At 70.0% G+C, this 11,199-nt stretch carries 9 protein-coding genes; 5 read left to right on the plus strand and 4 right to left on the minus strand.

All coding sequences use genetic code 11. From position 1 onward, the window contains the following. Positions 1–186 precede the first annotated feature (186 nt). Positions 187–570 carry a hypothetical protein gene (locus RAC81_RS00530; protein WP_375080485.1) on the plus strand — a complete coding sequence of 128 codons (384 nt, stop codon included), beginning with the start codon at positions 187–189 and terminating at the stop codon, positions 568–570. A gap of 3 nt (positions 571–573) precedes the next feature. Here the strand turns inward: RAC81_RS00530 and bcp are convergent, their stop codons facing one another. The 3 genes from bcp to aroA are packed head-to-tail and all read right to left on the minus strand — an operon-like array spanning position 574 to position 3,449. Then, positions 574–1,047 (minus strand): thioredoxin-dependent thiol peroxidase, encoded by a 474-nt coding sequence (gene bcp, locus RAC81_RS00535; protein ID WP_375080486.1) that lies wholly within the window; start codon positions 1,045–1,047, stop codon positions 574–576. A gap of 9 nt (positions 1,048–1,056) precedes the next feature. Beyond that, a complete protein-coding gene (gene rsgA / locus RAC81_RS00540; RefSeq protein WP_375080487.1) occupies positions 1,057–2,127 on the minus strand; it encodes a ribosome small subunit-dependent GTPase A in 1,071 nt (356 codons plus the stop codon). Beyond that, complete coding sequence (gene aroA, locus RAC81_RS00545; protein ID WP_375080488.1) at positions 2,124–3,449, minus strand: 3-phosphoshikimate 1-carboxyvinyltransferase; 1,326 nt, start codon at positions 3,447–3,449, stop codon at positions 2,124–2,126. The genes rsgA and aroA overlap by 4 nt, the downstream gene beginning before the upstream one ends. A gap of 70 nt (positions 3,450–3,519) precedes the next feature. Here aroA and RAC81_RS00550 point away from each other — a divergent pair, with 70 nt between their 5' ends. The 3 genes from RAC81_RS00550 to RAC81_RS00560 are packed head-to-tail and all read left to right on the plus strand — an operon-like array spanning position 3,520 to position 5,784. Further along, entirely contained in the window at positions 3,520–4,182 is a 663-nt protein-coding gene (locus RAC81_RS00550; protein ID WP_096714736.1) for a sigma-70 family RNA polymerase sigma factor, read from the plus strand. Further along, on the plus strand, positions 4,179–4,424 hold the full coding sequence (locus tag RAC81_RS00555) for a zf-HC2 domain-containing protein (protein ID WP_096714735.1): 246 nt from the start codon (positions 4,179–4,181) through the stop codon (positions 4,422–4,424). The genes RAC81_RS00550 and RAC81_RS00555 overlap by 4 nt, the downstream gene beginning before the upstream one ends. 55 nt (positions 4,425–4,479) lie before the next feature. Beyond that, a complete protein-coding gene (locus tag RAC81_RS00560; protein WP_375080489.1) occupies positions 4,480–5,784 on the plus strand; it encodes a GNAT family N-acetyltransferase in 1,305 nt (434 codons plus the stop codon). A 76-nt stretch (positions 5,785–5,860) separates the two neighbouring features. On the opposite strand, the gene RAC81_RS00565 is transcribed toward RAC81_RS00560, so the two are convergent. Next, a complete protein-coding gene (locus RAC81_RS00565) occupies positions 5,861–9,532 on the minus strand; it encodes a multifunctional oxoglutarate decarboxylase/oxoglutarate dehydrogenase thiamine pyrophosphate-binding subunit/dihydrolipoyllysine-residue succinyltransferase subunit (RefSeq protein ID WP_375080490.1) in 3,672 nt (1,223 codons plus the stop codon). Between the two features lie 160 nt (positions 9,533–9,692). On the opposite strand from RAC81_RS00565, the gene RAC81_RS00570 reads away from it, so the two are divergent. Continuing rightward, positions 9,693–11,147, plus strand: coding sequence for a GuaB1 family IMP dehydrogenase-related protein (locus RAC81_RS00570; RefSeq protein ID WP_375080492.1), 1,455 nt, complete (start codon positions 9,693–9,695; stop codon positions 11,145–11,147). The last annotated feature ends 52 nt before the right edge of the window (positions 11,148–11,199 follow it).

Genomic DNA, 11,199 nt, shown 5'->3' on the forward strand with positions numbered 1-11,199 from the left:
CGGATTTCGGGTCGCAGTTCGGGTTCAGCTACCCTGTTGAGATACGGACGGATGCCCGCATTCTGTGATGCGGGCACGAAGCCCGCCCCACGCCGCTGTGGGAGCACATGACGCTGTCTATTCTGTTACATGAAACCGGCGAAATCAAGGGTTTCTTCGCTTCTCATTCGATTCTCAGGAGACATCGTGCGCTCACCAGCCCTGGCTCGGGCCGCCGCCGCCGTCCTCGCTCTAGAGGGCCTGGCGCTGGTCGTCTTCGCGCTCATCGAGCTGGTCGGCCTCGGCGCCGGGGATGCCGCATCGCTGCCGACGGCGCTCGCCCTGATCGTGCTGACCCTTCTCGGCGCGGCCGCTCTCATCGCGTTCGCGGTCGGGGCGAACGCCGGACGCTCCTGGGCGCGCTCGGGCGGGATCGTGTTCCAGGTCTTGGCCGTCGCGCTCGCGCTCGCGTCGCTCGCGATCCAGCCGGTGCAGTGGCTCTTCACGCTCGCGGTCGGGGTGCCAGGGGCGCTCGGCTTCGCGCTGCTCGTCGCGAGCGCCCGCGCCGAGCACGCGCGCCCGACGGAGTGACGCTCAGGCGTCGACGCCGAGCTGCTTGCGCAGTCGAGCCACGTGTCCGGTGGCCTTGACGTTGTACTGGGCGAGTGTGATCGTGCCCTCCTCGTCGAGCACGAAGGTCGAGCGGATGACGCCTTCGACGACCTTGCCGTAGTTCATCTTCTCTCCCCACGCGCCGTAGGCCGTGTGCACGGTGTGGTCGGGGTCGCTGAGCAGCGTGAAGGTGAGGCCGTCGCGCTCGCGGAACGCCCTGAGCTTCGACGGCTCGTCACGCGAGATGCCGACGACGCGGTATCCGGCTCCCTCGAGGGAGGAGATGCTGTCGCGGAAGTCGCACGCCTGCGTGGTGCAGCCCGGGGTCATCGCCGCCGGGTAGAAGTAGAGGACGGTCTTGTGCCCGCGGAGGTCGGCGAGGGAGACCTCGTTCCCGTCCTGGTCGACGAGGGTGAAATCGGGGGCTGCGGATCCGGTGTCGAGGCGCTCAGTCACGCCTTCAGCCTAGCGGCCGGGCGCCTGCTCCGCCTTGTCGGCGAAGGTCTGCAGCAGCCGCTGCAGCGAGTCGAGACGTGCCATGCCGGTCTCGCTCAGCTCACCGCGCTCCGCCGCCTCGATCAGCGCGCAGTCCGGGGCGTCGGGCAGGTGCGTGCAGCCTCGTGGGCACTGTTCGGCGATCGTGGCCAGCTCCGTGAACGCGGCGAGGATGTTGTCGGGGTCGACGTGTCCGAGACCGAAGGAGCGGACGCCGGGGGTGTCGATGACCCAGCCCCGACCGGCAGCGCTCTCGTAGCGCAACGACACCGTCGACGAAGAGGTGTGTCGGCCACGGCCCGTCACCTGGTTCACGTGCCCTGTCGCGCGGAGAGCGCTCGGCACGAGCGCGTTCACGAGCGTCGACTTGCCCACCCCGGAGTGGCCGACGAACACGGTGGAGTGACCTACGAGGGCCTCGCCGATCTCGTCGACCGGCATCTCGTCGCGGGCGCTCGTGAAGACCCGCAGGTCCAGGCCGTCGAAGTGGGAGAGGAAGCCTGACGGATCGGCGAGATCGGTCTTGGTGACGACCAGGAGAGGGCGGATGCCGGCGTCCAGCGCGGCGACGAGGTAGCGGTCGACGAGGCGCTCCCGCGGCTCCGGGTCGGCCGCCGCGACCACGACGAGCATCTGGTCGGCGTTCGCGACGATGACGCGCTCGACCTGGTCGGTGTCGTCGGCGCTCCGCCGCAGCAGCGACGTCCGGTCGACGATGCCCACGATCCGGCCCAGCGTGCCCTCATCCCCGGAGGTGTCGCCGACGACGCGCGCGCGATCGCCGGTCACGATGGGCGTGCGCCGGAGCTCCCGTGCCCTGGCGGCTGTGATGGTCCGCTCCTCGGGTGAGTCCTCGCCGATCATCACGGTGTACCGGCCGCGGTCGACACCCAGCACCCGCCCGATCTGCGCGTCCTCGTGAGCGGGTCGGCGCTTCGTGCGGGGGCGGTTGGCCTTCGGATTGGGGCGCGTGCGGATGTCGCTCTCGTCGTACTCCTCGTACTCGTCGTCGAGGTCGTCGGAGTCGTCGAGCCAGCTCACGCGGCCGCGCCTCGCAGCATCCTGTCCCAGAGGAGGGTGAACTCCGGCAGGGTCTTGGCCGTGGTGCCGATGTCGTCGACCTCGACCCCGGAGACGCGCAGCCCGACGAGGGCTCCGGTCGTCGCCATGCGGTGGTCGTGGTGCGCCATCCACACGCCGCCGTGCAGTTCGCGGGGGATGATCCGCAGGCCGTCGGGGAGCTCCTCCGCCTCGCCGCCGAGTTGGCGCAGGTTGCGGATCAACGCGGCGATGCGGTCTGTCTCGTGCAGGCGGATGTGTCCGATGCCGCGGATCGTCGTCGGACCCGAGGCGAACGCCGCGAGGCCGACGAGGGTCGGCGTCAGCTCGCTCGCGGCGGACAGATCGAGGTCGAGCCCGCGGATCTCGGTTCCGGCCTTGACCGTCAGTGCACCCGCGTGCCGGCTGACGTGCGCGCCCATCGCCTGCAGGATCTCCGGCAGGAGGGCGCCCGGCTGCGTCGAATGCACGGGCCATCCCGTCACGGTGACGGCGCCGCCCGAGACGAGGGCTGCCGCGAGGAAGGGGGCGGCGTTGGAGAGATCGGGCTCGATCGCTATCTCCTTCGCTCGGGGCACGCCGGCCTCGACGAGCCACTCTCCGGTAGCCGGTCGCTCGATGCGGATGCCGCGGCGACTCAGCGCCTCGATCGTCATGTCGATGTGGGGGAGGCTCGGCAGGTGCTCGCCGGTGTGCACGAGGTGCAGGCCGACGTCGAAGCGCGGTGCGGCGAGTAGAAGGCCGGAGACGAACTGACTGGACGCGGAGGCGTCGATCTCGACCCGTCCGCCGCGGATGCGGCCATGACCGCGGATCGTGAAGGGCAGCGCCCAGGTGCCCTCGTCGTCGATGTCGACACCCAGGTCGCGCAGAGCGCTGATGAGACCGCCCATCGGGCGGTGCAGGGCGGTCTCGTGCGCGGTGAGATGCACGTCCCGCTCGGCCAGGCCCGCCAGCGGCGAGATGAAGCGCATGACGGTGCCGGCCTGACCGCAGTCGATCGTGGTGCCGCCGCGCAGCTTCGCCGGCGTCACCACCAGGTCGGGGCCGAACTCGCCGTCTCCGTCGACCTCCTCGATCCCGACGCCCAGGGCCCGCAGCGCGTCGACCATCCGTCGCGAGTCGTCGGAGTGCAGCGGGGCGATGAGGCGACCAGGACCGTCGGCGATCGCGGCGATGATGAGCTCGCGGTTCGTCAACGACTTGGACCCCGGGATCGTGAGCGTGGCGCGCACGGGATCGGCGGTCGTCGGCGCGGCGTAGGAGCCCTGGGCCGGGGAGGGGGAATACCTGTTGGCGCTCATCGGTTCCCACCTTAGTAACAACGAGTCCCCGCCTCACCGATCGGCGCGGACTCGCCCAGGAGGAGAGAGAATGCTCGCCACGCTCGAACGCGGTTCGGTGCGCCTCGGCGGCCTAGACTGGCCGGTGATGGATGACACCGAGACGGTAGACACGGTCGGCGACCCTCGACGCGAGTTCGAGGAGCAGGCGCTGCCCTTCATGGACCAGCTCTACGCGGCGGCCATGCGCATGACGCGCAATCCCGCGGATGCGGCGGACCTCGTGCAGGAGACGTTCGTGAAGGCGTACGGATCCTGGTCGACGTTCGCGCAGGGCACGAATCTCAAGGCCTGGCTGTACCGGATCCTCACGAACACGTACATCAACATCTACCGCAAGAAGCAGCGGGAGCCGTTCCAGGGGACCATCGACGAGCTCGAGGACTGGCAGCTGGGCGGCGCCGAGTCGACGACCGCCTCGCACAGCCGGTCGGCGGAGGCCGAGGCGATCGACCACATGCCCGCATCCGTCGTGAAGGACGCCCTGCAGGCGGTCCCCGAGGACTTCCGCCTGGCGGTGTACCTCGCGGACGTCGAGGGCTTCGCCTACCAGGAGATCGCCGACATCATGAAGACGCCCATCGGCACCGTGATGAGCCGCCTGCATCGGGGCAGGCGCATGCTTCGCGAGTTGCTGGCCGACTATGCCGCGGAGCGGGGAATCTCCGCGGCCGACACGAGGAGCAGGAAATGAGCGACTGCGGCTGCGACAAGGCCCGCCAGGATCTGGAGGAGTACCTCCGCAACGAGGTGTGCAAGACCGAGCACTCGGAGATCCGCGAGCATCTCGAGAACTGCCCGTCCTGCCGGGACGAGGCGCTCGTGGCGAAGACCCTCACCGAGGTCGTCGCCAGGGCGTGCAGGGAGACGGCGCCCGAGGAGCTGCGCGATCAGGTGTTCGCGCGTCTCCGCGAGGTACAGGCCGCTCAGCACTGAGCTCGTCGCGGTCTGGGCACCCGCCGACGTCTGTCGCCGCCCATAGGCTGGGGGCATGACGATCATCGACGCCCGCGACATCCCCGCCGACTCCGCATCCGCCGGACGCCTGTCTGCAGAAGGACTCGAGTACCGCGTGATCGACGTGAGCGATCCGGCGGCGGCCGAGGCGTTCCAGCGCGCCGTGTCGCGCGGATTCCTCGGCCCGGAGTCGACCTCCGAATCGCTCGAGTTCGGACGGTCCACGTTCGAGTCCCGCCGGAACACGGGCGTGTACGACGCCGAGGTGCCGGACGGTCGACCGGTGGCCACGATCGACTCCTGGGTCACGCCCATGACGCTCCCGGGTGGGGGCGAGCTGCCGATGTGGGCGATCAGCGGGGTCACCGTCTCCGGGACCCACCGTCGCCGCGGCATCGCCCGCGCACTCCTCGAGGGCGAGCTCCGCGCCGCTGCCGCAGCCGGGGTGCCGCTCGCGGGACTCACCGTGTCGGAGGCGACGATCTACGGCCGGTACGGTTTCGGTTCCGCCGTCCCTGTCGTGCGCTACGTGATCGACACGCGACGAGCCGGGTGGGCGGTGCCCGCCGCGCCGGGACGTCTGGAGTATGTCGACCGCGAGACCCTCGCGTCCGAGCTGGGTGCGGTCCACGAGCGCGCTCGTACCGGGCGCCCGGGCCAGATCCCCGGGTGGTCCGCTCGGTGGGGCGGGATGGCCGGACTGTCTCCGAGCGATACCGACCGCGACAAGGCGCGGGGCGTGCGCTATCGCGACGAGTCCGGCGAGGTGCGCGGCGTGATCGCCTACACGCTCGAGGAGGGGACGGACGCCGCGTGGCGCCACACGCTGAAGATCCGTCTCCTCGTGGCCGACACGGCCGACGCGACGGCGGCGCTCTGGCGTTTCGCCCTGCAACACGACCTGGTCGACCGGGTCGTGGCGGACCTGCGTCCGGTCGACGACCCTCTGCCGTGGCTCGTGCACGATCAGCGCGGCGTCACGCAGACGCTGCACGACCACGGGTGGTTGCGGATCCTGGATCTCGCCGCCTGTCTGACCGCGCGCCGCTACGCGGCTCCTCTCGACCTCGTGCTCCGCGTGCGCGACCCGCTCGGCTTCGCAGAGGGAGACTGGCGGCTCATCATCGGCGCCGACGGGGTCGCCCAGGTCGAGCCGGCGCACACGGGCGCCCCGGATGTCGAGCTCGACGTCTCGGCGCTCTCCTCGCTCTACGCGGGTGGGGTGCGTGCCTCCGCCCTGCACGGCGCAGGCCGCATCGAGGCGGATGGGGACGCCGTGGCCATGATCGACCGGGCCTTCACCAGCACTCCGGCTCCAGGCCTCGACATCTGGTATTGACACCGTCCCGCATGACGAAGGGCGCCGCGACCTCGGTCGCGGCGCCCTTCGTGCCTGTGGTCTGGCCGGTGTCGGATCAGGCGATCGTCAGCGCGTCGCGCAGCAGCTTCGCCTGCTCGGCGGCGTGCACCTTCGAGGATCCGGTCGCGGGAGACGCCGAGGCCGGACGGGAGACCGGGCGGAAGGTCCGGTCGCCTGGCACATCGGCGAACGCGAGGGCCAGGAACGGCCAGGCGCCCTGGTTCTCCGGCTCCTCCTGCACCCACACCAGCTCGGCGTTCGGGTACGAGTCGGTGACGGCCTTGAGGGCGTCGATCGGGGTCGGGTACAGCTGCTCGAGCCGGACGAGCGCGATCTCGGGATTCGGGTTCTTCTCGAGCTCCGAACGCAGATCCCAGTGCACCTTGCCCGAGTGCACGAGCACGCGCTTGACGGCGTTCCGATCGAGGTCGCGACCGTCGTCGATCACCGGCTCGAAACGCCCCTGCGTGAACGCCTCGACCGGGCTCGTCGCGCCGCGCAGACGCAGCATGGCCTTCGGGGTGAAGACGATGAGCGGCTTGCGAGGACGTGCGTAGGCCTGGCGGCGCAGCAGGTGGAAGTACGACGCGGGCGTCGACGGACGAGCGACGATCATGTTGTCCTGTGCGCAGAGCTGCAGGAAGCGCTCCATCCGCGCGGACGAGTGATCGGGCCCCTGGCCCTCGTAGCCGTGGGGGAGGAGCAGCGTGACGCTGGACTGCTGACCCCACTTCTGCTCCGCCGCGGAGATGTACTCGTCGATGACCGACTGGGCGCCGTTGACGAAGTCGCCGAACTGGGCCTCCCACAGCACCAGCGCCTCGGGTGCCTCGACCGAGTACCCGTACTCGAACCCGAGCGCCGCGTACTCGCTGAGCAGCGAGTCGTAGACGAAGAAGCGGCCCTGCGAGTCGGAGAGGTTCGACAGCGGCAGCCACTCCTGGCCGTTCGCGCGGTCATGCAGGGTCGCGTGCCGCTGCACGAAGGTGCCGCGTCGCGAGTCCTGACCGGCGAGGCGCACGGGCGTGCCCTCGACGAGCAGCGACCCGAACGCCAGCAGCTCGCCGAAGCCCCAGTCGATGTTGCCGTTGCGGCTCATGTCCAGGCGCTTCTCGAGCTGCTGCTGCAGCTTGGGGTGCACCGTGAAGCCCTCGGGCTTGTTGACGAACGCGTCGCCGATGAGCTGGATCACCTCGTTCGAGACGCCGGTCACCTCGGGCGCTCCGACCTGCTCCTCGACCGGCGCCTGCTCCGACACGATCGGGGTCGCGCCGGTCTCGGCGGCGTGGGTCTCGGCGAACGCGATCTCGAGGCGGTTCTGGAAGTCCGCCTTCGCCTGGTCGTACTCCTCCTCGGTGATGTCGCCGCGGCCGACGAGCGATTCGGTGTAGAGCTTGCGCACCGAGCGCTTGGCCTGGATGAGGTCGGTCATGAGCGGCTGGGTCATCGAGGGGTCGTCGCCCTCGTTGTGACCGCGGCGGCGGTAGCAGACGAGGTCGATCACGACGTCGCGGTGGAAGCGCTCGCGGTACTCGAAGGCGAGCTGTGCGACGTGGATGACGGCCTCGGGGTCGTCGCCGTTCACGTGCAGCACGGGGGCCTGGATCGTCTTCGCGACGTCGGTGGCGTAGACCGAGGTGCGCGAGTCGTTCGGGAGCGTCGTGAAACCGACCTGGTTGTTCACGACGACGTGGACGGTGCCTCCGGTGCGGTACCCACGGAGCTGCGACATCTGCAGCGTCTCGACCACGACGCCCTGCCCCGCGAACGCAGCGTCGCCGTGCACGAGGATAGGCAGCCAGGTGAAGGTGCCGATCGGCTTGCGGTCCTGCTTGGCACGCACGATGCCCTCGAGCACGCCGTCGACGGTCTCGAGGTGCGAGGGGTTGGCGGCGAGGTACACGGGGAGCTCGGACCCGTCGTCCGCGACGAAGGTGCCCTCGGTGCCGAGGTGGTACTTGACGTCACCCGACCCGCGCTGGTTGCCGGGGGTCTGGGTCCCCTCGAACTCCTGGAAGACCTGACCGTAGGTCTTCCCGGCGATGTTCGTCAGCACGTTGAGGCGTCCGCGGTGGGCCATGCCGATCGCGGCGCCCTCGAGGCCGGCCGTCGCCGCCCCCTGGAGGATCTCGTCGAGCAGCGGGACCAGCGACTCGCCGCCCTCGAGTGAGAAGCGCTTCTGGCCGACGAACTTCGTCTGCAGGAACGTCTCGAAGGCCTCGGCCTCGTTGAGCTTGCGCAGCACGCGCAGCTGCTCGTCGTGGCCGGGCTTCTGGTACTTGACCTCGACCTTCTCCTGGAACCACCGGCGCTGCTCCGGGTCTTGGATGTGCATGTACTCGATGCCGAGGGTCCGGCAGTACGAGTCGCGGAGGACGCCGAGGATGTCGCGGAGCTTGGCGACGCGGCGTCCGCCGAAGCCTCCGGTGACGAACTCGCGGTCGAGGTCCCAGAACGTGAGTCCGTGGCTCTCGATCTCGAGGTCGGGGTGCGAGCGCTGCACGTACTCGAGCGGGTCGATGTCGGCCATCAGGTGACCGCGCACGCGGTAGGAGTTGATGAGCTCCTGCACGCGCGACTGCTTGTCGACGCGCTCGGCGAGGTCGACGGCGATGTCGGGGTTCCAGCGGATCGGGGAGTACGGGATGCGGAGTGCGGCGAAGATGTCGTCGTAGAAGCCGCGCTGTCCGATGAGGAGCTCGTGCACCTTCTTCAGGAACTCGCCGGAGCCGGCACCCTGGATGACGCGGTGGTCGTACGTGCTGGTGAGGGTGATCGTCTTGCCGATCGCGAGCTCGTTGAGCGTCTTCGGGCTCGCGCCCTGGAACTCCGCCGGGTACTCCAGGGCGCCGGCGCCGATGATGCAGCCCTGGCCCTTCATGAGGCGCGGCACCGAGTGCACGGTGCCGATGCCGCCGGGGTTGGTGAGCGAGACCGTGGTGCCCTGGAAGTCCGCCGCGGTCAGCTTGTTGTTGCGGGCGCGGGTGACGAGGTCCTCGTAGGCGGTGAGGTACTCGGAGAAGGTCATGGTGTCGGCGCGCTTGATGCTCGGGACCATGAGGGCGCGGGTGCCGTCGGGCTTGGGCAGATCGATCGCGATGCCGAGGTTGACGTGCGCGGGCGCGACGACCGAGGGCTTGCCGTCGATCTCCGCGTAGAAGACGTTCTGGCTGCGGAACTCGTCGAGGGTGCGGATGAGCGCCCAGCCGATGAGGTGCGTGAAGCTGATCTTGCCGCCGCGCGTGCGCGCCATGTGGTTGTTGATGACGATCCGGTTGTCGATCATCAGCTTGGCGGGGATGGTGCGGACGCTGGTCGCGGTCGGGACGGTGAGAGACTCGTCCATGTTCGCGGCGAGGGTCTTCGGCAGTCCGCGGAGCGGAGTGACCTTGTCCTCTTCAGTCGCGTCCTCGGCCTCCTTGGCCGCGGGCTTCGGGGCCTGGGCGGGGATCGGCGCGGCCGCGGCGGGCTTCGCGGTCGTCCGTGCGACGGGCTGCGCTCCGATGACGGGGATGGGTGCCGTCACCGGGTGGGTCGTCGGCGCAGCCTCCGGAGTCGCCGACGCCGTGCCGGACCCGGCATCAGAGTGGTACTTCTCCAGGATCGGCCACCACTCCTTGTCGACGGAGTCGCGGTTGACCTTGAACTGCTCGTAGAGCTCTTCCACGAGCCAGGAATTGGCTCCGAACCCCCCGTCGCCGCTGACGCCGGTCACCTGGTTCGACACGCTCGATCGCCCTCTTTCATCGCTGAATTCCACGTGTGCGCGTCAGGACGTCAGGATGCGTCCGGGCCCGCACACTCTCGACCATCAAGCCTAACGTGTTTCCACGGAGGATCGTCCAGGCGACGACCCCGCGTCGGGCCGATCCGGATACCGTGGAGACATGGAGTTCTCCGGTGCATCCCCCTCAGTCGATCTGACCTACTCCGACGTCTTCCTCGTGCCGCGTCGCTCGGCCGTCACGAGCCGCCTCCAGGTCGATCTCGCGCCGCTGGACGGCACGCCGGCGACCCTGCCGCTCGTGGCGTCGAACATGAACTCGGTCACCGGTCCCCGCCTCGCCGCGGTGCTGGCGCGGCGCGGCGGTCTCGGGGTGCTCCCGCAGGACCTGCCCCTGCAGGAGCTCGACGCGGCCATCCGTGACGTCAAGGCGCAGCCGGTGCTGTGGGACACTCCGGTCGTCCTGCCCCCGGAGGCATCCGTCTCCGACGCGCTGCGCCTGTTCCCCGCCGCTCCGGGACACGGGGTCGTGGTCGCCGGAGGCGAGGCGCCGTACGACGCGGACCGGATCCTCGGCATCCTCCCCGCGGCCAGGCTCGCGAGCGCGCTGCCCGATGCGCAGCTCGGAGACCTCGTGCACGCCGGCACGCCGTCGCTCGACGCCGACGACATCGGCTCCGGTCGGCACGCCTTCGACGTCATCACCGAGGCGGGCGTCGAGATGGTCACGGTGACCAGGCACGGACACCTCGTCGGCACGCTGAGCGCCCGCAGCGCGCTGCGCTCGACGCTGTACGGCCCCGCGGTCGATTCGGACGGCCGTCTCGCGGTAGCCGCGGCCGTGGGGATCAACGGCGACGTCGCGGCCAAGGCGCGCGCGCTCGTCGCAGCGGGTGTCGACGTGCTCGTCGTCGACACCGCACACGGCCACCAGGAGGGGATGCTGCACGCGCTGCGTGCCGTGGCGGACCTCGACCTCGGCATCCCGATCGTGGCGGGCAACATCGTCTCCGCCGACGGCGTCCGCGACCTCGTCGACGCGGGCGCCTCGATCCTCAAGGTCGGCGTGGGACCAGGGGCGATGTGCACGACGCGCATGATGACGGCCGTCGGTCGCCCGCAGTTCTCGGCGGTGCTGGAGACCGCAGAGGCCGCTCGCGAGCTCGGCGCGCACGTGTGGGCGGACGGGGGAGTGCGCTACCCCCGCGACGTCGCGCTCGCGCTCGCCGCCGGCGCGGCATCCGTCATGATCGGCTCGTGGTTCGCCGGCACGATCGAGGCGCCGGGCGAACTGCAGTCGGACGCAGAGGGCCGCGTGTTCAAGGAATCGTGGGGCATGGCGTCGACCAAGGCCGTGCAGGCGCGCTTCGGGCGCCTCGACGCCTACGAGCGGGCGCGCAAGGAGCTGTTCGCCGAGGGCATCTCGTCGTCGAAGATCTACCTCGACCCGCTGCGCCCGGGCGTCGAGGATCTGCTCGACATGATCACGTCGGGAGTTCGCTCCTCCTTCACGTACGCGGGCGCGTCATCGGTGCCCGAGTTCCACGAGAGGGCGCTCGTCGGCCTGCAGTCGGCGGCCGGATACGAGGAGGGCAAGGCGCTTCCCGTCAGCTGGTGACAGCCCGTCGCCCCGCCCGATCCCGTATTATTCTGCTCACTATGGACGACCC

The sequence above is a fragment of the Microbacterium sp. CR_7 genome, assembly GCF_041954755.1.
In the GTDB taxonomy this organism is placed as follows: Bacteria; Actinomycetota; Actinomycetes; order Actinomycetales; family Microbacteriaceae; genus Microbacterium.